This is a genomic window from Bradyrhizobium iriomotense (assembly GCF_018130765.1).
GTDB lineage: Bacteria > Pseudomonadota > Alphaproteobacteria > Rhizobiales > Xanthobacteraceae > Bradyrhizobium > Bradyrhizobium iriomotense_A.
The window spans coordinates 70,767-89,816 of sequence record NZ_JAFCJZ010000004.1; the positions used below are offsets into that span (position 1 = coordinate 70,767).

Genomic DNA, 19,050 nt, shown 5'->3' on the forward strand with positions numbered 1-19,050 from the left:
GCGGGCCAAAACGCGCTAGCAAACGGGCCATGTCGACCACCTCGATCCCCTCCGCCCGAACACGCGTAAAAGCCCGGGTGAGTTACAACCGTTTCCGGGCCTGGCTGGTCGCCTGCGCGACCCGGCCCGAGGCTCGGCTCTGGCTGGTGATCCAGCTCGCCATCCTGCATGCGGTGCTCTGGACCTTCATCCTGATCAATCTGAAGGCGGCGCAGGACGTTCACATGGACGTCGCAGAAGCCTGGGGCTGGGGCCAGAAATTCCTCTGGGGCTATGGCAAGCACCCGCCGCTGTCGGGCTGGGTCGCCGGCCTCTGGTTCAGGGTGTTCCCGGCGACGGACTGGGCGACCTATGCGCTGGCGATGGCGATCGTCGGCATCGGCATGGTGATCTGCTGGCTGGTTGCCTTGCGCGTCGTGGATGCGCGCCGCGCGTTCCTGGTCGTGGTGATGGTCGCGCTCTATCCGATCTTCAATTTCAAGGGTTTCAAGTACAACCCCGACCTGCTCCAGCTCGTCACGCTGCCGCTATTGATGCTGGCTTATCTCAATGCCTTCGAGAAGCGGAGCTGGCAGTCCGGCATCTGGCTCGGCCTTGCCGGCGCGCTGGCGCTGATGACCAAATACTGGGTGCTGACCATGATCGGCGCCATCGGCCTTGCCGCGCTGATCCATCCGGAGCGGCTGAAGTTCCTGACGTCGCCGGCGCCGTGGGTGGCGATCGCGACGATGGTCGTGGCGATGATCCCGCACATCGTCTGGCTCGCGGAGGCGCATTTCGTGCCGCTGACCTATGCCGGCGACACCTACAGCCTCGATGACGCGCGTCTCGTGCACCAGCTCGTGGCCGGCTATGCCTTGCATAATGCCGCGCTGCTGGCTTTGCCGGTGGCGCTGGCCGCGCTTGCGATGGCGTGGGTACCGCCGTGGCTCAAGCTGCTGCTGCGTACGCCCTCGCGCATCGTCACGCGTGCCTGGGCGCGCGGCGCCAATCCGGGTGTCAATGTTGCGCAGGCGCTGAATGTCTGGATCGTCCAGATCATCGTTGCGGTCGGCCCGCCGCTCGGCGCGCTCGCCTTCAGCATCTACATGAAGACCGATTGGGGCATCTCGCTGTTCTTCCTGGTGCCCTTAGCGCTGGTCGCGATCCCCGCGTTGCGGGTGCAGAGCGCTGTGCTGTTCAACATCGCCGCGATCTGGCTCGTGCTCAGCATCGCGACGCTCGCTGCTTCGCCCTGGATCGCCGCGCGCGAGATGGCGGCCAATGCCGGCAACGCACAGATCTATGGCGCGCGCTCGGAGCTCGCGCGCGAATTGACCCAGGCCTGGCACACCCGCTTCGGCTCGCGCTGGGCCGTCGTTGCCGGCACGATGGAACAGATCCAGCCCCTGGTGTTCTACAGCCCGGATCATCCCTCCGCGCTGCTGCCGTTAGAGGCCTGGGATTCCGGCCTGACCTCGCGCGACGACGTGAAGAAGTACGGCTTCATCGGCGTGTTCGACCCGACCGACGGCCGCCTGCCGGCGTTCGAGAAATGGGTGTCGGAGACTGCACCGAACGCCGAGCGCATCGTGATGACTACGCGCCGCTTCACCCATGGCAAGGTCGGCCCGTCGATGAGCTGGAATATCTACATCGCGCCGCCGGCGAAGTGAGCAAAGGTGCCGTAGTGGTGGGCAAAGCGAAGCGTGCCCACCACTTCTGTCGTGATTGTCGAGAGACGGTGGGCACGGCGCGTCGCGCCTTTGCCCACCCTACGGCACCGAGCGCGCGGCTCAGACCCCTTCCTCGTTGAACTTGCTCTCAACGAGCTCCGTAATCGCCGCAAGCGCGGCTTCCGCATCATCACCGGCCGCTGCGACCGTGATCGTCGTGCCCGGTCCCGCGGCGAGCATCATCAGGCCCATGATCGAGGTGCCGCCGACGGTCTCGCCGCCGCGCGTCACCCACACTTGCGCGTTGAAGCGCTCGACTGCCTGGACGAATTTCGCCGAGGCGCGCGCATGCAGGCCGCGCTTGTTGATGATCAGGAGCTCCTTGGAGATCGCGCCCGCGGGCACGCCCGTCCCGGCTTGGGGCGCCTCGTCGCTCATTTGCCGGCGAGCACGCGGCTGGCGATGGTGACGTATTTGCGGCCCGCTTCCTGCGCCATCGCGATCGCGTCCGGCAGCGGACGCTCTTCGCGCACCTTGGCGAGCTTCACCAGCATGGGCAGGTTGATGCCCGCGAGCACTTCGACCTTGGGCCGGCTCATGCAGGATATTGCGAGGTTCGACGGCGTGCCGCCGAACATGTCGGTGAGGATCGCAACGCCGTCGCCGGAATCGACGCGGTTAACCGCCTCGATGATGTCGCTTCGGCAGAGATCGGAATCATCTTCGGCGCCGATCGTGATCGCTTCGATTTGCTTTTGTGGGCCCATGACGTGTTCAAGCGCCGCCTTGAATTCGTCGGCAAGGCGCCCGTGGGTCACAAGTACTAGACCAATCATCGGAAAACTCCTCGCGGGCGCTTTTGGTGCACCGCACGAACGCGCCACTTTGACCATCCAGAGCCCCTGCGCAAGAGGGGATGTTGCGTATCTCCCTGAATCTATACGGATGGATGAGGGGAGCTGCGCCGGTCTACTCGGTCGCGATAGTGGGCTTCATATGGTTACCAATTCCCTTCAAACAATTGCCTGAGGGCTTAGCAGAAGGTTAACTCTTGGTAGTGGTCAAGGCCGCGACAACCAAAGGGAGGGGCGAATGGTCGCGGCTAACGGGGATTCGCGGTATTTCCACACCGAAAATGCTTGTTTTCAAGGATTCGGCCGCAGGAAGCCGTTCCGCGTCCTGAGCGTCCAGATCGACCACGAGGCCGACGGTCGCATGCTCCACGAAGTCGCAGCGGCGGATTCCGAGGCCGCGGATTTCGATCAGGCCGGCCAGAACGGGCGCGGGGCGGACCTCAATTTCGTTGCCGACTGTCGCCAGATGGACACGGTCATCACCGACCAGAACGGCCCTTTCGACCACGCCTGACCGTCCCGCCATGATCAAATCGAAGGCAAGGCGCGATTTGCCGGAGCCCGAGGGACCGCGGATCAGCACCGCGATCTGTCCGACCTTGACGGCGGTGGCGTGCACGCTGGGCCCGCCCTCGCTCATAGCGCCGGCAGCCTCGCCACGAAGCGCGCGCCGGCAATTGTCGGGATGCCCTCGTCGTCCGGCGGGCCTGCGCGATTCTCCGCCCAGATGCGCCCGCCATGCGCGTCGACGATCTGCTTGGAGATCGAGAGCCCGAGGCCGGAGTTCTGGCCAAAGCCCTGATGCGGACGGTCGGTGTAGAAGCGCTCGAAGATGCGCTCCAGCGCGTCGTCGCGAATGCCGGGGCCGTCGTCGTCGACCACGATCTCGATTTCACCGCGGACGCGGCGGCAGGTGAGGCGCACCTTGCTGCCGGCTTCGGAGAAGGACTGCGCGTTGGAGAGCAGGTTGGAGACCACCTGTCCCAGTCGAGAGTCGTGGCCGGTCACCGCGAACGTGTCGGTCGGCCCGCGGCCCTCGAAGCGTGCCTCGACAGCGACCTCGTGGCCGAGCTTGGTTTCGTTGGCGACGGAGACCAGCGTGCCGAGCAGGCGCCTGAGGTTGACGGGGATCGCATCCTGCCGCTGCAGTTCGGCATCGAGGCGGCTGGCGTCGGAGATGTCGGAGATCAGGCGGTCGAGCCGCTTGACGTCGTGCTCGATCACCTCGAGCAGGCGCGCGCGGCTGTTCTCGTTGCGCGCCAGCGGCAGCGTCTCGACTGCGGAGCGCAGCGAGGTCAGCGGGTTCTTCAATTCATGGGCGACGTCGGCGGCGAACATCTCGATCGCCTCGATGCGGCTGTAGAGCGCGTTGGTCATATCGCGCAGCGCGCCTGAGAGATGCCCGATCTCGTCGCGGCGGCGGGTGAAGTCGGGGATCTCGACGCGGGTCTTGATGCGGCGGCGGACGCGCTCGGCGCTGTCGGCGAGCCGGCGCACGGGACCGGCGATCGTGCTGGCGAGCAGCAGCGACAGCATGATCATGACCGCGGCGGCGACGCCGCCGACCTTCAGGATGGCGAGGCGTTCGGCGGTGACCATCTGGTCGATGTCGTCGCCCTGGGTCGAGAGCATCAGCGCGCCGTGGATGGCGCGCGAGCGCAGCACGGGCACGGCCACCGAGACGATCACCTCGCCGCGCGCATTGACCCGCACCATCGAGCGCTTCTGGCCCTGCAGTGCATCGCCGACTTCCGCATAGCCATTGCCGTTCTCGGGCCCGAGCTCGCGATAGAGCGGCAGGTCACCGCGGTTCAGCCAGGTGCGCACCGCGACCATGCCGCGCTCGACCACGCCGGGCTTCTCGGCGGACAGTGGCGGCAGCGGGAAGCGCAGCACGTTTTCGAGGTTGCGGCTGTCGAGCAGCAGGCTGCCGTTCGGATCGTAGATGCGGGCGCGCGTCTTGGTCGGCGAGATCAGCGTGCGCAGCACCGGCGCCACGCGCTCCGGATTGATCGGGAAATCCAGCGGTGAATAGTCCTCCGAGCCGCCATAGGTCTCGCCCGGCTTGAGGTCGAGCAGCCGGTCGGGGTCGATGGTGATGGCGTTGGTCTGCACGGTCGCGGAGGCCGCAATGGCGCCGGCGATGATCTCGGCCTGCACCAGCAGGCTCTGCGCGCGCGCGTCGATCAGGCCGGCGCGGAATTGCGACAGATAGAGGATGCTGGCGACCAGCGCGACGAGGCCGGCGAGGTTGAGCGAGACGATGCGGCGGGTCAGGCTCGAGAAGGACAGCGCGAAGAAGAACTGCCCGGCGCGCTTGAGCCAGTTCAGCGGCCGCCAGCCCTGCGGCTTGTCTTCGACGACGTGCTCCGGAGCGCCGTCGGATGCGATATCCCCGGCGCTCTGGTTCGTGTCAGGCTGCGTTCGGTCCAGCAATGCTTATGCCCGCGTTAGGACAGCTCGTGGCAATGGTCCCCGCATCCTAGAGCCATCCCGGTCGTGATGGAATCAGAACCGGCGATGCCCTCAGTCTTCGTAAAGGCGCGCGAGCGCCTCAGGCTTCCTTGAAGCGATAGCCGACGCCGTAGAGCGTCTCGATCATCTCGAACTCGTTGTCGACCACCTTGAACTTCTTGCGCAGCCGCTTGATGTGGCTGTCGATGGTGCGGTCGTCGACATAGACTTGATCGTCATAGGCGGCGTCCATCAGCGCGTTGCGGCTCTTCACCACGCCGGGCCGGGTCGCGAGCGCCTGCAGGATCAGGAATTCGGTGACGGTCAGCGTCACCGGTTCGTTCTTCCAGGTGCAGGTATGGCGTTCCGGATCCATGCGCAGCAGGCCGCGGTCGAGCGCCTTGGCGTCGTTCTCCTTCGGCGCGACGGTCGGGTCCTTCGGCGCCGAGCGGCGCAGCACGGCCTTGACGCGCTCGACCAGCAGGCGCTGCGAGAACGGTTTGCGGATGAAGTCGTCGGCGCCCATCTTGAGGCCGAACAGTTCGTCGATCTCTTCGTCCTTGGAGGTCAGGAAGATCACCGGCAGGTCGGATTTCTGCCTGAGGCGACGCAGCGTCTCCATGCCGTCCATGCGCGGCATCTTGATGTCGAGGATGGCGAGGTCGGGCTGGGTGGTGCGGAAACCGTCAAGCGCGGAAGCGCCGTCGGTGTAGGTCATGATGCGGTAGCCTTCGGCTTCCAGCGCGATCGAGACGGATGTGAGAATGTTGCGGTCGTCGTCGACCAAAGCGATTGTGGGCATGAGCCTCTGCTTTCTGCTTTCCGTTTGGGTCGTGGATTGAAACGGCGAGCAATCCAGTGATGCGCCGCATACATGGGTGCCGAAGTTGGCGTTCGAAACCTTGTCACCGAGCAATGCAAGCTGGGCTGAAGTGTGACCAAGTTCCACGAAACACGGCAGATTCGCCGCATCTCGACCCATAACCGGACCCCCGTTTAGCCGAAAAAAGACCCCCCATGCAACCACCTGACCCGAGAAAGCCGATGCAACCGACCCCCGATTTCGACCCCGCAAAGCTCGCCAAATCGCTGCTGAGGCGGTCGCGGCAGGGCGCTCTCGCAACATTGATGGCAGGTTCCGGCGATCCCTATTGTTCCTTGGTCAATCTGGCCAGCCACCCGGATGGCTCGCCCATCCTGCTGATCTCGGGGCTGGCCGTGCACACCAGGAACATCCTCGCCGATCCCAGGGTCTCCCTGATGCTGGACGAGCGCGCGTCCGGCGATCCCCTGGAAGGGGCCCGGATCATGCTGTCCGGGCGGGCGGAACAGGCCGGGGACGAGAAGGAGCTGCTCCAGCGACGGTATTTGGGTGCCCATCCGTCGGCGGAAGCCTTTGTTTCGTTTAAGGACTTTTCGTTCTTCCGGATCCGCCCCACGGGCACGCATCTGGTCGCCGGCTTCGGCCGGATCGTCGACCTCAGGCCCGAGCAATTCCTCGCCGACCTCAGCGGCGCCGAGGACCTGCTGGCGGCCGAGGAGGGTGCCGTGGAGCACATGAACGCCGACCACCGCGATGCCATGAACCTCTATGCGACCAGGCTGCTCGGCGCGCCCGCCGGTGACTGGCGTTGCACCGGCTGTGACCCCGAAGGCCTCGACATGCAGGACGGCCAGACCGCGTTGCGGCTGGATTTTCCGGAGCGGGTGACCGACGGCACGGCGCTGCGCAAGATGCTGGTCCGCCTTGCTGGCGAAGCGCGCAAGACGAAGGACTAGAGCGCAAGCCTTTGAACGCTGCCGCCCATCGCTGCGACCCAAGACCGTGATGGTTTTCGGGCTCGCAGCGAGAGGGATTCATGGCGCGTCATCGTTTGGCATTGGCCGCGGGCCTGGCGCTCGTGATCACCACGTCGCTTGCCACCCCGGCCCTGGCCCAGAAGGGTGATCTCGCTGCGCAGGGCGCGCGGATCAACGCGCTCATCAGTGCCGGCAAGTATCCGGAAGCTTTGCCGCTCGCGCAGGCGATGGTCGCGCGCCTTGAGAGTGACAACGGCCGCGAACTTTCCGCCGCGCTGAACAATCTCGGCCAGGTCTATGCCGGCCAGGGCCGCGACGATCTGGCCGAGCCGGTCTACAAGCGCGCCATCGCGCTGATGGAGAAGGCGCTCGGTCTCGACACCGTCCTGATCGCGCCGGAGCTGAGCAATCTCGCCGCGCTGTATCAGCGGCAGGGCCGCTTCACTGAAGCCGAGCCGCTGTTCAAGCGTGCGCTGGTAGTCAGCGAGAAGGGCCTGTCGCGCGAGCATCCCGATGTCGGCCGGGCTCTCAACAATCTCGCCACGCTCTACGTCAAGCAGGAACGGCAGGCCGACGCCGAGCCGCTGTTCCAGCGTGCGCTTGCGATCTATCAGAAAGCCGCGGGTCCCGAGCATCCCGCGGTCGCCACCGTCCTGAACAACATCGGCCAGGTCGACCGCGACCTCAATCGCGATGCCGAGGCCGAGGCGCCGATCAAGCGCTCGCTCGCCATCCGCGAAAAAGTGCTTGGGCCGGATCATCCCGATGTCGCGCGCTCGCTGAACAATCTCGCCGGGCTCTACGAGCACCAGCAGCGCTATGCCGATGCCGAACCGCTGTACCGTCGCGCGCTGGCGATCCGCGAGCGAGCGCTCGGGCCGGACCATCCGGACACTCTGACCTCGGCCGGCAATCTCGCTTATTTCTTCTACGTCTCCGGGCGCACCGCCGACGCGCTGCCGCTGGCGGAAAGGACGCTTGCCAGCGGTCGTGCGCAGCTGCGCGTGGTGCTGCCGATCCTGTTCTCCGCGCGGCAGCAGCATCTCCTGCCCGACGACAAGGCGCTGGACGAGGCGCTCGCCGCGATCCAGCGCGGCACGCAATCCTCCGCAGCCTCGGCCGTGAACAAGCTCGCGGTGCGGCTTGCCGCCGGCAGCGACCGGCTTGCCGAGCTCGTGCGCAGGGATCAGGATCTCGGAGCCGAGGCCGAGGCGCTCGACAAGGCGATCATCACGGCGGTGTCCAAGCAGGCCGGGCAACGCGACGCCGCGGCCGAGCAGCGCAGCCGCGCGCGGATCACGGCGATCGCGAGCGAGCGTGCCGGATTGCAGAAGACGCTCGCCGTCGAGTTTCCGGATTATGCCTCGCTCTCCAACCCGCTGCCGCTGGCGGTGAAGGACATCCAGCCGCTATTGTCGGCCAATGAAGCGATGACGATCTATTCCGTCGTCGACAAGCAGAGCTACGTGATCGCGATCACGCGCGAGGGCGTGGACTGGAAGCAGGTTCCGTTCGGCGCGAACGCGCTGACCGAGAAGGTGTCCGCCTTCCGCAAGGGGCTCGACGTCGGCAAGGCGCGCGATGCCTCCGGCAAGTCTGGCCTGTTCGATCTTGCGCTCGCCCATGAGCTCTATGTCGCGCTGCTCGGGCCGGTCGAGGCGCTGACGAAAGACAAGCGCAGCCTTCTGGTGGTGCCGTCGGCGGCGCTGACCGCACTGCCGTTTCATCTGCTCGTCACGGAGACGCCGCAAGCTGCGGTCCCGGACAAGCTCGAAGGCTATCGCAACGCCGCCTGGCTGTTGCGGCGTCAGGCCGTCTCGGTGCTGCCGTCGGTGATCAGCCTGAAATCACTGCGCGCCTTTGCGCGCCGCGATCAAGGCGTCAAGCCGATGACCGGCTTCGGCGACCCCGTGTTCAACCCGGCCGCCGAAGGGCCGGCCGATCGTCGCGCCACGAGCGGCAAGGTCGCCGCACGCAGCGTTGCGACGATCGCCTATACCGATTTCTGGCGCGGTGCCGGCGTCGATCGCGCGCAGCTTGCGAAAGCGCTGCCTCAACTGCCTGACACCGCGGACGAGCTGAACGCGGTGGCGAAGGACGTCGGTGCAGGCGAGGTCGACATCCATCTCGGTCGCGATGCCAGCGAAACGACGCTCAAGCGTGCAGCGCTTGCTCAATACAGCATCATCTACTTCGCCACTCACGGCCTCGTTGCAGGCGACGTCAAGGGATTGGGCGAGCCATCGCTTGCGCTCTCCATTCCCGACCAGCCTTCAGAGATCGACGACGGCCTGTTGACCGCGAGCGAAGTCGCCCAGCTCAAGCTCAATGCGGATTGGGTTGTGCTGTCGGCCTGCAACACAATTGCCGGCGACAAGCCGGGCGCGGAGGCGTTGTCTGGGCTGGCACGCTCGTTCTTCTACGCCGGCGCCCGTGCGCTGCTGGTCTCGCATTGGGCAGTGGATTCGGAAGCTGCCACCCGCTTGACCACGTCGACTTTCGCGCTGCTCAAAAACGAACCAAAGATCGGTCGTGCCGAAGCTTTGCGCCGCGCCATGTTGACGTACGTTGATGACGCTTCTTCACCGCGCAATGCTTATCCCGCGCTGTGGGGGCCGTTCGCGCTCATCGGCGAAGGCGAGATACGATAAACTGTCGCAAGGGATTGTGCGTCGCAATAACCCCAGACAACGCCAAAACACGCATTTGGTTGCGCGATCATTCGTGTTTTTTCGATGCGCCTGCTCAGAGCTGACATGCGCGACGTTTGGCGCGGTCCTTGAATAAACCAAATCCTGCGGGATCAGCTTGGCAACGCAAGCGTTCATCAGTATTAGGTCGTCCAGCCGAGGCCGGATGGCCTGCTATTCACGGTGACCGCGATGGTGCCAAAGCTTGGTCGCGCTGAGTGTCGCGGGTTCTAGGAGGATTTTTTCGTGCAAGAGACGGGCGTGCGCAACGGTGCCTTCGGCGCCGACAAATTCGGCTTAAAGAATCTCAAGCAGGTTCACTGGAACCTGGGTGCGCCGCAACTCTATCAATACTCGCTCTCCGCGGGCGAGGCGGTGCTGTCTGCTGACGGAGCGCTCTGCGCCGACACCGGCGAGTTCACCGGCCGCAGCCCCAAGGACAAGTTCACGGTGCGCGACGCCAGCACCGACAAGAACATGTGGTGGGCCGGCAACCAGTCCATCACTGCTGAGCAGTTCGAGGCGCTCTACCAGGACTTCCTCAAGCACGCCGAAGGCAAGACGCTGTTCGCGCAGGATCTCTACGGCGGCGCCGATCCGGCCTACCGGATCAAGACGCGCGTCTTCACCGAGCTCGCCTGGCATTCGCTGTTCATCCGCACGCTCTTGATCCGCCCCGAGGCGGTCGAGCTGTCGAGCTTCACGCCCGAGCTCACCATCATCGACATGCCGAGCTTCCGCGCCGATCCGAAGCGCCATGGCGTGCGCTCGGAGAATGTCGTCGCGATCGACTTCGCCCGCAAGATCGTGCTGATCGGCGGCTCCTACTATGCCGGCGAGATGAAGAAGTCGGTCTTCACCACGCTGAACTATTACCTGCCCGAGCGCGGCGTGATGCCGATGCACTGCTCGGCCAATGTCGGCGCAGGCGGCGACACCGCGATCTTCTTCGGGCTGTCAGGCACCGGCAAGACCACGCTGTCGGCCGATCCGAACCGCACGCTGATCGGCGACGACGAGCACGGCTGGGGTCCGAACGGCGTCTTCAATTTTGAAGGCGGCTGCTATGCCAAGTGCATCAAGCTGTCGCAGGAAGCCGAGCCGCAGATCTATGCGGCCTCGACCCGCTTCGGCGCGGTGCTCGAGAACTGCGTGCTCGAGGAGGACACCCGTGTCGTCGACTTCGACGACGGCTCCAAGACCGAGAACACGCGCTCGGCCTATCCGCTCGACTTCATCCCGAACGCTTCGCGCACCGGCCGGGCGCCGCAGCCGAAGAACGTGGTGATGCTGGCCGCCGACGCCTTCGGCGTGCTGCCGCCGATCGCAAAGCTGTCGCCGGCGCAGGCGATGTATCACTTCCTGTCCGGCTACACCGCAAAGGTCGCAGGCACCGAGCGCGGTCTCGGCAACGAGCCGCAGCCGGAATTCTCGACCTGCTTCGGCTCGCCCTTCCTGCCGCTCGACCCCAGCGTCTACGGCAACATGCTGCGTGACCTCATCGCCCAGCACAATGTCGATTGCTGGCTGGTCAACACCGGCTGGACCGGCGGCAAGTACGGCACAGGTTCCCGCATGCCGATCAAGGTGACCCGCGCGCTGCTCACCGCGGCGCTCGACGGCTCGCTTCGCAACGTCGAATTCCGCACCGACAAGTATTTCGGCTTCGCGGTCCCGACCGCACTGCCGGGCGTGCCGGCCGAGATCCTCAACCCGGTTAACACCTGGAAGGACAAGGACGAGTTCGACAAGACCGCCCGCGCGCTGGTCGGCATGTTCCAGAAGAACTTTGCCAAGTTCGAAGCCCAGGTCGACGCCGAGGTGCGTGCGGCTGCGCCGGAGGTGAAGCTGGCGGCGGAGTAAGGTCGTATCGCTTGAAATGCAAAGGGGCGGCCGCGAGGCCGCCCTTTTTGTTTGTGGGTTCTTTCCTTCTCCCCTTGTGGGAGAAGGTGGCGCGAAGCGCCGGATGAGGGGTTCTCTCCCCGCATTCTATTGTAGAGGTTCGCCCGCGGAGGCATACCCCTCACCCCGTTTCGCTTCGCGAAACGACCCTCTCCCGCAAGGGGAGAGGGTAAGAATTCACGCCTTGAAATACGCAATCTGCGTCGTCGTCGCGAGCAGCCGTCCGTTCGGCGACCACAGCTCGGCGTTCTGGTCGGCGTAGCTCTTGTGCATGATCTTCGAGTCGGCCGTCGCCAGCACGCGGGTGATGTCCTCGGCTGCGAGCTCTTCGCTGTCAGTGTGGAAATAGGTCGTCAGCGACACCGTGCCGAACGGCACCAACTCACGCCGCGCGTGGAAGATGCGGCCGAAGAAGGCGTCCGACATCGACATCAGCGACAGCATGTCGAGCTGGCGCGGCGTGCGGTCGCTGATCCAGATCTTCGAATAGGTGCTGGCAAGCTCGGCCTGCGGCGGGCCGATGCGCATCTCGCCCTCGACGAAGCGGAATTCATACTGGTTGGCCCACGACGCCGAAATCTTCGGGAACGGCAGCGTCTGTTCGAACGGCTTGGCATCCGGGGCCTTCGCCACCCTGTGCTCCCAGGACGGCCGGCGTTCGGCGAACACCGCGGTGGCGAGCGTTGCGACCTCGCCGCCGCCTTGCGACAGTTCGACGCTCCAATGCTGGCTGGACCGGTTGGCCTTTACCAGCCGTACGTCGAGATCGAACGGGCCCTTGGCGATCGGCGCGCAGTAGTTGACTGTGACGGCCAGCGGATCGCCGGCGCGTTCGGGATGGTCGATCAGCGCGCGCAAAATGGTCGCGGCGGTGGCGCCGCCGAACGGGCCGACAAAGGCCCAGTAATCGTCGCTGGTGTGCCCCTGCCAGCTGGAGTCACCGGCACTGATGCGCGTGGCGTCGTCGAAGGGATGCGGGAGCTTGGCGTGCATTGTCGGTCCTCGATGCCTCCCCGACCGTCATTGCGAGCGCAGCGAAGTAATCCAGAGTCTTTCCACGGAGACAGTCTGGATTGCTTCGCTGCGCTCGCAATGACGGTGTCTGAGGTGACGGCGTCTGCCTCACAGGCGCCGTTCCTGGGGATGATGACGATCATATCATCATCCACTTGCCGAGATGCAATAACCTCGCAGGTAACGCCGATTTCACGCCACGGAAAATCAGCCCGCGACGTCGCGCAAATTCGGCAGCAGCGGCGTGGTCGGGTTGACCGGCACGTTCCAGATCTCCTCGGCATATTCGCGGATGGTGCGGTCGGAGGAGAACCACGCCATGCGCGCGACGTTGAGGATGGACGCGCGCGTCCAGGCCGGCGCCACCTGCCAGCGCGCGTCGACCGCGCGCTGCGTTTCGTAGTAGGAATCGAAATCGGCGCTGACCATGTAATGGTCGAGATAGCGCAGCGCGTGCGCGATGGATTCGAAGCGGCCGGGATCGCCGGGCGAGAACTCGCCGGTGCCGATCGCATTGATGGCGCGCTGGAGTTTTGGCGACCTGCGGATCACGTCGGAGGCATCCAGCCCCTGCTTGCGACGGATCATCACGTCGCCGGCTTCCATGCCGAAGATCGCGATGTTCTCCGCGCCGACATGGTCGCGGATCTCGATATTGGCGCCGTCGAGCGTGCCGATGGTGATGGCGCCGTTCAGCGCCAGCTTCATGTTGCCGGTGCCGGAGGCCTCCATGCCGGCGGTCGAGATCTGCTCGGAGAGATCTGCCGCGGGAATGATGACTTCGGCGAGGCTGACATTGTAGTCGGGCAGGAAGGCGACTTTCAGCTTGCCGCCGATCGAGGGATCGTTGTTCACGACTTCCGCGACGTCGTTGATCAGCTTGATGATCAGTTTCGCATAGCGATAGCTTGCCGCCGCCTTGCCGGCGAAGATCTTCACCCGCGGCACCCAATTGCCGTTGGGATCGTCCTTGATCGACTGGTACAGCGCGACCGTCTCGATGACGTTGAGGAGCTGGCGCTTGTATTCGTGGATGCGCTTGATCTGCACGTCGAACAGCGCGCTCGGATCGACCTTGATGCCGAGCCGCTCGCCGATCAGCCGCGCCAGCGCCGCCTTGTTGGCGTGCTTGACGCTGCGGAATTTCTTCTGGAATTCGACATCGCTGGCGCGGGTCTCGATTAGCGGGAGCTGGGTCGGATCGTCGAGCACGGCTTCGCCGCAGGTCTCGCGCAACAGGTCGGTCAGTTTCGGGTTAGCCAGCATCAGCCAGCGGCGGAAGGTGATGCCGTTGGTCTTGTTGGTGATGCGGCCGGGATAGAGATGGTTGAGGTCGTGGAACACGGTCTCGCGCATCAGGTCCGAATGCATCGCCGAGACGCCGTTGATGCGATGCGAGCCGACGAAGGCGAGCTGGCCCATTCGGACGCGGCGGCCGCTCTTCTCGTCGATCAGTGAGACCGAGGCGCGGAAGTCGATGTCGCCGGGCGCACGCGCTTCGGCGAGCGCCAGATGCTGCACGTTGATGCGGTAGATGATCTCGAGATGCCGCGGCAGCAGCCGCTCGAACAGCTCGACCGGCCAGGTCTCCAGCGCCTCCGGCAGCAGCGTATGGTTGGTGTAGGAGAGCGTTGCGACCGTGATCTTCCAGGCCTCGTCCCAGCGGAAATTGTGCAGGTCGACGAGGATCCGCATCAGCTCGGTGACGGCAAGCGATGGATGCGTGTCGTTGAGCTGCACAGCGACCTTCATCGCGAGGCTGCGGAGCTGGCCGTCGGAGGTGAGGTGACGCTTGACGAGATCCTGCAGCGAGGCGGAGACGAAGAAATATTCCTGGCGCAGGCGCAGCTCGCGTCCCGCCGGGCTCTCGTCGTTGGGATAGAGGAATTTGCAGATCGCTTCCGCGCGCGACTGCTCGGCGCTGGCGCTGACATAGTCGCCCCTGTTGAAGGCATCGAGCTTCAGCGGATCGGGCGAACGCGCCGACCACAGCCGCAGCGCATTGACGTGCTGGCCGCGCCAGCCGACGATCGGCGTGTCATAGGCGATCGCCTGCACGGTCTCGCTCGCGTGCCAGATGGCGCGGTCGCGGCCCTTGTCGTCGACATGCTCGACGCCGCCGCCGAAATTGATGTCGTAGATCACCTCGGGCCGCTGCAATTCCCAGGGGTTGCCGAAGCTCAGCCATTCGTCGGGATATTCCTGCTGCCAGCCCTGATTAATGATCTGGCGGAACAGGCCGTAATCATAGCGGATGCCATAACCGATCGCAGGGATCGACAGCGTCGCCATGCTCTCCATGAAGCAGGCGGCGAGACGTCCGAGGCCGCCATTGCCGAGTGCCGCATCCGGCTCGCATTTGCGCAGCTCGGGCAGCGAGACGCCGAGATCGCCGAGCGCGACCTCGAAGATCTTCAAGAGGCCCATGTTGTTCAGCGCATCGGTGAACAGGCGGCCGATCAAGAATTCGAGCGAGAGATAATAGACGCGCTTGCGCCCGGCGTCGTAACTGCGCTTCTCGGCGCTGAGCCAGCGATGCACGATGCGGTCGCGCAGCGCGAGCGCTGCGGCCTGGTACCAGTCGTGCTTCGTCGCCATGCCTGCGTCCTTGCCGATGGCAAGGCGCAGTTTCGCCAGGATCGCGCCCTTGATCTCAGCCAGCGCGAGCTCGTCGATGGGCTGGCCGGGAGCGGGAAAATTTGGCTGGAACGATTGATCTTGCAAGGCGGTCACTTCCTGGTCGAGACAACACCACTGAACCTACGCGTCCTGCCCCTGCACCGGAACCATCGCTGGCGCGGCCGTGCACTGCGCTGGCGTAAATTTATGCAAGGAATGGGCCGTTTGGGAACCCGGACGAGCACGGAAAGACGCGGATTTCCTGCTAGAATGACGTCCAATTCGGCCATCAGTGTGGAGGAGACGCCATGCGACTGTTGATCGAAATTGCCGCCGCCACCTTCCTCGTCGTCTGCATCACCGCCTCCAGCGCGGCCTTCGCCGCCGGCAAGATCGGCCGCAGCGCCGACGGCCTCAGCTGCAGCTTTGCTGTCCCGCAAAATGCCTCACCCGCCACCCGCTGCGCCGCCATCAAGCGCCAATGCGGCGGCAAGTTCTACGCGAATGCGTGCGGGGACAAGTTGGTGTCGGCCGCGAATTGAGCTGTTAACGCGAAGCGTAGCTGCTTGCGCATCGTTGTTCGGGTGAAACTTATGGTGGGTCACTTTCGACGAGATTTATTCCGGCGTCGCTCAACGCCTGCATGACGGCTTCGATGTCTTCAGGGGTGATGGTCGCTGATGGCAACAAATCGTTGAGCTGATCGAATGTGATGACGCCTGTTGGGCGACCTAGTTCGAGTGCCATTCGGATCGCATCTTGCCGGTTCACGTGGAGTCTCCAAAAAAGTCTCTACCCAATGCGAAGAAGTGCAATCGTTACGGTCAGTGGTCAGGAACAAATTAAGAACACTTTAGCAAGTCTTTGATATATCATTGTGATTCGGCGCGTTGCCGACACAATATCTAGCGTCTGCCAAACTTCGCGAGGACTAGATGTCCACCATTGCCTTCGACCAGTTTGCCCTCACCCGGATCGCCGATTTCGCGCGCTCGCTGTCGCGGCTGCATCAGACGGCACGGCGGCAGCGGATCGATGACGACCAGTTCGACCGCGAGTTCAACGCGGTGTGCCAGTCGATCTGGGGCTACACCATCGACGACATCAGCGACGATCTGTTCTCGACCGAGGATCATCTGTTTCTCGACACGCTGGACGAAGCGCATGCGCGCATCTTCGCGGCCGAGCAGGGCTACGACCTCGTAGACGAGGTGGGTATGCTCACGGACTGGTGGGGTTTCTGCTGGATGATTTTGGCCGAGAAGCGCGGCCTTCTGACGTCGGAGAACCGCGCCGCCGCGCGTGCCGCGATCGAGGAGAAATATCTGGCGGCGCCGAACGTGATCGGGGTGATCATCGGGCGATAGGCGCCGCAACCTCCGTCATTGCGAGCGTAGCGAAGCAATCCAGAATCTTTCCGCGGAGGGATTCTGGATTGCTTCGTCGCAAGGGCTCCTCGCAATGACGGCTTGGAGAGAGTTGGGGCTAATCCAATCCCGCCCGCTTCGCCGGCTTCTGCACCTGCGTCTTCGGTACCGTCACATCAGGCAACGCCTCGCGCACGATCTCGGCCGGGGCCGGCGCATCCGCCGAGACCGTCTCCGCGCGCACCGGGGCCACCTTCATCTCGCCGAGACGGGCGCGAACCTGCGCGGTGAGGCCGGGATAGGAGGCGACCGGAGTGAAGTCGGCCGTCTGGTCGTTGCCGACGCGGATGCCGGTATAGGCGACAAGGCCGTCGCTGGTCGCAATCACGTCGCCCGCCTTCAGCGAAGAATCGAGCGCGAGATCGACCGGGGCAAGGCCGACCGGCTCGCGGCCATTGCAGGTGCAATCCGAACGCAGCGCCTTGCGATAGGCGAACGCATTCTCGCTGTCGGCGTAGCGCTCGCCGGTCTGGGAATAGGCACCGTCGATGGAGGAGCCGAAATAGACCTTGGTTGCGCTGGCGGGACAGAATGCCTGACACATCTGCGCGGGCGAGACGAGGCCGCGCATCAGCGGAAAATATTTGCCGTCACAGCTGCGCACGCAGAAGGCAGGTCCCGAGCCGCCGGCTGCGGCCGAGCGTGTCGGCGGCACATATTGCGGGGTTGCGGCATTCTGCTGGCCGGTGAAGGGATCGGTGTAGGAGTTCGCCTGCTGCGGTACCTCGCGCTGCGGCCGCTGCTGTTGCATCCCGCCGAAGAAAAAGTCGAACAGGCCCTCCGCCGAAACCGGGGCGGGAGCCGCGAGCAGCGGAGCTGCAAGCATGGCGGCCACAAGCATCGCGCGACGCCGCCGGCGCGCATGGGACATGACTGTACGCAATGCTTACTCCACCCGACGCTACTGAACCGGCTGGGACCATCAGATCTCAGCACATGATTCACCATAAAGCGGGATGGTAAATGAGCAGTTGCGCGGAGGCGGTTTCAAGACGAGGTGGTGGCCTCTTTAAGGCCGGGCGCAGCTTTGGGCGGATGGTTGCTTCCGGGGCACACTGAGGCATGACGGCGAAGGATGTTTCGCCGCCTCAAGCCTTCAAGAACTCCGACGCCTTGTACAGCGAGCGGAACGGCAGGCCGGCCGCGCCGAAGGTGTCGGTGGCGCCTTCCTCGCGGTCGACCATGGTCAGCACCAGCACCACTTCGGCGCCGGTCTCGCGCACGGATTCCACGGCCTTCATCGCCGAGCCGCCCGTGGTGGTGACGTCCTCGACGATCACGACGCGCTTGCCGGCGAGAGTCTCGCCCTTGGGCAGGCCTTCGATCGCGAGCTTGGCGCCGTGCTCCTTCGGCTTCTTGCGGACGAAGAAGGCGGCGATCGGATGGCCCTTGATCCAGGAGATCTGCGCCAGCGCGCCAGCGAGCGGCACCGCGCCCATCTCAAGCCCGCCGATGAAATCGAGCTGATCGTCCTTCAGCGCCTCATAGGTCAGCTCGGCCAGCAGCGTCGCGCCCTCGGGATCGAGCATGGTCGGCTTGAGGTTGAAGTAGAAATCGCTCTTGCGGCCCGACGCGAGCGTCACCTCGCCACGGCCGAATGAGCGCCGGCGGATGATCTCGAACAGGCGGGCGCGGGAAGCGGATTTCGACACGGCGGTCCCTCGAACAGCGTTTTTGGAGGAGGCGGAATTTATCCGCGACGGCCGCGACATTCCAGTGGGGGCAGGGCCCGCAAGACCACCGTCAACAGGGCATCGCCCGCGGCGATCGGACAGCCACCATGCCCGACCGCTGGTTGAAAGACCGCGATGTCCTGGGCTAGTGGGATGCCAGCAATGCGGGAAGGAACAGCCACATGACCATCGAGCTCCACACCTGGAATACGCCGAACGGCCGGAAAATCTCGGTCGCGCTGGAGGAGATGGGGCTGCCCTACAAGGTGATCCCGGTGAACATCGGCAAGGGCGAGCAGATGGCGCCGGGGTTCCTCAAGCTCTCGCCCAACAACAAGATTCCCGCGATCGTCGACCCCGAGGGCCCGGACGGCAAGCCGGTCAGCATCTTCGAATCCGGGGCGATCCTGCTCTATCTCGGTGAAAAGACCGGCAAATTCCTGCCGAAATCGCTCAGCCAGCGCATCCCGGTCTATGAATGGCTGATGTGGCAGATGGGCGGCTTCGGCCCGATGCCCGGCCAGGTGCACCATTTCATCGCGCTCGAGAACGAGCAGGACCGCGCCTATGGCCTGAAGCGCTACATGGCCGAGACCCGCCGGCTCTACGCCGTGCTCGACCGCCGGCTCGAGGGGCGCGACTTCGTCGCCGGCGACCTCTCGGTTGCCGATTTTGCCATTTTGGGCTGGGCCTGGCGCCACCCTCGCCACAAGGTTGATCTGGCCGACTTCCCCAACGTCAAGCGCTGGTATGAGGCCCTGATGGCCCGGCCGGGAGTGAAGCGCGGGATGGAGGCCAAGCTGGATTAAGCTCTCTTCTCCCTCGCCCCGTTCTTACGGGGAGAGGGTTGGGGTGAGGGGCCTCTCTCCGCACGCGAGATCGCAGTGGGACCTGTACCCCCTCACCCGGATCGCAAGAGCGATCCGACCTCTCCCCGCAGGCGGGGAGAGGTGAAACAAGCC

Annotated in this window: 17 protein-coding genes; 7 read left to right on the forward strand and 10 right to left on the reverse strand. The window is 64.6% G+C overall.

Annotated elements, in window-relative coordinates:
• Nucleotides 1-29 precede the first annotated feature (29 nt).
• Nucleotides 30-1,655 carry a glycosyltransferase family 39 protein gene (locus JQ635_RS09025; protein WP_211409516.1) on the forward strand — a complete coding sequence of 542 codons (1,626 nt, stop codon included), beginning with the start codon at nucleotides 30-32 and terminating at the stop codon, nucleotides 1,653-1,655.
• 120 nt (nucleotides 1,656-1,775) lie between these two features.
• Here JQ635_RS09025 and JQ635_RS09030 read toward each other — a convergent pair whose 3' ends face one another.
• From JQ635_RS09030 to JQ635_RS09050, 5 genes are all read right to left on the reverse strand, one after another.
• Nucleotides 1,776-2,093, reverse strand: a complete 318-nt coding sequence (locus JQ635_RS09030) for an HPr family phosphocarrier protein (RefSeq protein ID WP_211409517.1) — start codon at nucleotides 2,091-2,093, stop codon at nucleotides 1,776-1,778.
• Entirely contained in the window at nucleotides 2,090-2,491 is a 402-nt protein-coding gene (locus JQ635_RS09035; RefSeq protein ID WP_007597752.1) for a PTS sugar transporter subunit IIA, read from the reverse strand. Before JQ635_RS09035 ends, JQ635_RS09030 begins: the two co-directional genes overlap by 4 nt.
• Nucleotides 2,492-2,699: 208 nt before the next feature.
• Nucleotides 2,700-3,128: an HPr kinase/phosphorylase gene (locus tag JQ635_RS09040; RefSeq protein WP_349631848.1), complete on the reverse strand. Its 429-nt coding sequence runs from the start codon at nucleotides 3,126-3,128 to the stop codon at nucleotides 2,700-2,702.
• Between the two features lie 17 nt (nucleotides 3,129-3,145).
• The gene (locus tag JQ635_RS09045; RefSeq protein WP_211409519.1) at nucleotides 3,146-4,945 is read right to left on the reverse strand and encodes a sensor histidine kinase; all 1,800 of its coding nucleotides are present in this window, start codon (nucleotides 4,943-4,945) and stop codon (nucleotides 3,146-3,148) included.
• A gap of 118 nt (nucleotides 4,946-5,063) precedes the next feature.
• Nucleotides 5,064-5,765, reverse strand: a complete 702-nt coding sequence (locus JQ635_RS09050; RefSeq protein ID WP_008542552.1) for a response regulator transcription factor — start codon at nucleotides 5,763-5,765, stop codon at nucleotides 5,064-5,066.
• A gap of 242 nt (nucleotides 5,766-6,007) precedes the next feature.
• Between JQ635_RS09050 and JQ635_RS09055 the strand changes: the two genes are divergently transcribed.
• The 3 genes from JQ635_RS09055 (at nucleotide 6,008) to JQ635_RS09065 (ending at nucleotide 11,316) form a co-directional block, all read left to right on the forward strand.
• Nucleotides 6,008-6,742, forward strand: coding sequence for a HugZ family protein (locus tag JQ635_RS09055; RefSeq protein ID WP_211409520.1), 735 nt, complete (start codon nucleotides 6,008-6,010; stop codon nucleotides 6,740-6,742).
• An 80-nt stretch (nucleotides 6,743-6,822) separates the two neighbouring features.
• Entirely contained in the window at nucleotides 6,823-9,414 is a 2,592-nt protein-coding gene (locus tag JQ635_RS09060; RefSeq protein ID WP_211409521.1) for a CHAT domain-containing tetratricopeptide repeat protein, read from the forward strand.
• Nucleotides 9,415-9,699: 285 nt separating this feature from the next.
• The gene (locus tag JQ635_RS09065; protein WP_211409522.1) at nucleotides 9,700-11,316 is read left to right on the forward strand and encodes a phosphoenolpyruvate carboxykinase; all 1,617 of its coding nucleotides are present in this window, start codon (nucleotides 9,700-9,702) and stop codon (nucleotides 11,314-11,316) included.
• Between the two features lie 216 nt (nucleotides 11,317-11,532).
• On the opposite strand, the gene JQ635_RS09070 is transcribed toward JQ635_RS09065, so the two are convergent.
• On the reverse strand, nucleotides 11,533-12,348 hold the full coding sequence (locus JQ635_RS09070) for an acyl-CoA thioesterase (RefSeq protein ID WP_211409523.1): 816 nt from the start codon (nucleotides 12,346-12,348) through the stop codon (nucleotides 11,533-11,535).
• 228 nt (nucleotides 12,349-12,576) lie between these two features.
• Nucleotides 12,577-15,093, reverse strand: coding sequence for a glycogen/starch/alpha-glucan phosphorylase (locus JQ635_RS09075; RefSeq protein WP_211409524.1), 2,517 nt, complete (start codon nucleotides 15,091-15,093; stop codon nucleotides 12,577-12,579).
• A 203-nt stretch (nucleotides 15,094-15,296) separates the two neighbouring features.
• On the opposite strand from JQ635_RS09075, the gene JQ635_RS09080 reads away from it, so the two are divergent.
• Nucleotides 15,297-15,530 carry a hypothetical protein gene (locus JQ635_RS09080; RefSeq protein WP_211409525.1) on the forward strand — a complete coding sequence of 78 codons (234 nt, stop codon included), beginning with the start codon at nucleotides 15,297-15,299 and terminating at the stop codon, nucleotides 15,528-15,530.
• A gap of 49 nt (nucleotides 15,531-15,579) precedes the next feature.
• Here JQ635_RS09080 and JQ635_RS09085 read toward each other — a convergent pair whose 3' ends face one another.
• Complete coding sequence (locus JQ635_RS09085) at nucleotides 15,580-15,759, reverse strand: RNA polymerase sigma factor region1.1 domain-containing protein (protein ID WP_183246166.1); 180 nt, start codon at nucleotides 15,757-15,759, stop codon at nucleotides 15,580-15,582.
• Nucleotides 15,760-15,923: 164 nt separating this feature from the next.
• On the opposite strand from JQ635_RS09085, the gene JQ635_RS09090 reads away from it, so the two are divergent.
• Nucleotides 15,924-16,355: a hypothetical protein gene (locus tag JQ635_RS09090; protein ID WP_211409526.1), complete on the forward strand. Its 432-nt coding sequence runs from the start codon at nucleotides 15,924-15,926 to the stop codon at nucleotides 16,353-16,355.
• Nucleotides 16,356-16,473: 118 nt separating this feature from the next.
• Here the strand turns inward: JQ635_RS09090 and JQ635_RS09095 are convergent, their stop codons facing one another.
• Both JQ635_RS09095 and pyrE read right to left on the reverse strand, forming a co-directional pair.
• On the reverse strand, nucleotides 16,474-17,256 hold the full coding sequence (locus JQ635_RS09095; protein WP_211409527.1) for a DUF2865 domain-containing protein: 783 nt from the start codon (nucleotides 17,254-17,256) through the stop codon (nucleotides 16,474-16,476).
• Nucleotides 17,257-17,503: 247 nt separating this feature from the next.
• Complete coding sequence (gene pyrE / locus JQ635_RS09100; RefSeq protein WP_018647906.1) at nucleotides 17,504-18,067, reverse strand: orotate phosphoribosyltransferase; 564 nt, start codon at nucleotides 18,065-18,067, stop codon at nucleotides 17,504-17,506.
• Nucleotides 18,068-18,270: 203 nt separating this feature from the next.
• Between pyrE and JQ635_RS09105 the strand changes: the two genes are divergently transcribed.
• Entirely contained in the window at nucleotides 18,271-18,897 is a 627-nt protein-coding gene (locus JQ635_RS09105; protein ID WP_211409528.1) for a glutathione S-transferase family protein, read from the forward strand.
• The last annotated feature ends 153 nt before the right edge of the window (nucleotides 18,898-19,050 follow it).

What these genes read in the sequence shown, in the direction of transcription:
- JQ635_RS09025 (WP_211409516.1), top strand. Translation starts at nt 30, where the DNA reads ATGTCGACCACCTCGATCCCCTCCGCCCGAACACGCGTAAAAGCCCGG.
- JQ635_RS09105 (WP_211409528.1), top strand. Translation starts at nt 18,271, where the DNA reads ATGACCATCGAGCTCCACACCTGGAATACGCCGAACGGCCGGAAAATC.
- JQ635_RS09095 (WP_211409527.1), bottom strand. Translation starts at nt 17,256, where the DNA reads ATGCTTGTGGCCGCCATGCTTGCAGCTCCGCTGCTCGCGGCTCCCGCC.
- JQ635_RS09080 (WP_211409525.1), top strand. Translation starts at nt 15,297, where the DNA reads ATGCGACTGTTGATCGAAATTGCCGCCGCCACCTTCCTCGTCGTCTGC.
- JQ635_RS09030 (WP_211409517.1), bottom strand. Translation starts at nt 2,093, where the DNA reads ATGAGCGACGAGGCGCCCCAAGCCGGGACGGGCGTGCCCGCGGGCGCG.
- JQ635_RS09070 (WP_211409523.1), bottom strand. Translation starts at nt 12,348, where the DNA reads ATGCACGCCAAGCTCCCGCATCCCTTCGACGACGCCACGCGCATCAGT.
- JQ635_RS09055 (WP_211409520.1), top strand. Translation starts at nt 6,008, where the DNA reads ATGCAACCGACCCCCGATTTCGACCCCGCAAAGCTCGCCAAATCGCTG.
- JQ635_RS09090 (WP_211409526.1), top strand. Translation starts at nt 15,924, where the DNA reads ATGTCCACCATTGCCTTCGACCAGTTTGCCCTCACCCGGATCGCCGAT.
- JQ635_RS09035 (WP_007597752.1), bottom strand. Translation starts at nt 2,491, where the DNA reads ATGATTGGTCTAGTACTTGTGACCCACGGGCGCCTTGCCGACGAATTC.
- JQ635_RS09060 (WP_211409521.1), top strand. Translation starts at nt 6,823, where the DNA reads ATGGCGCGTCATCGTTTGGCATTGGCCGCGGGCCTGGCGCTCGTGATC.
- JQ635_RS09050 (WP_008542552.1), bottom strand. Translation starts at nt 5,765, where the DNA reads ATGCCCACAATCGCTTTGGTCGACGACGACCGCAACATTCTCACATCC.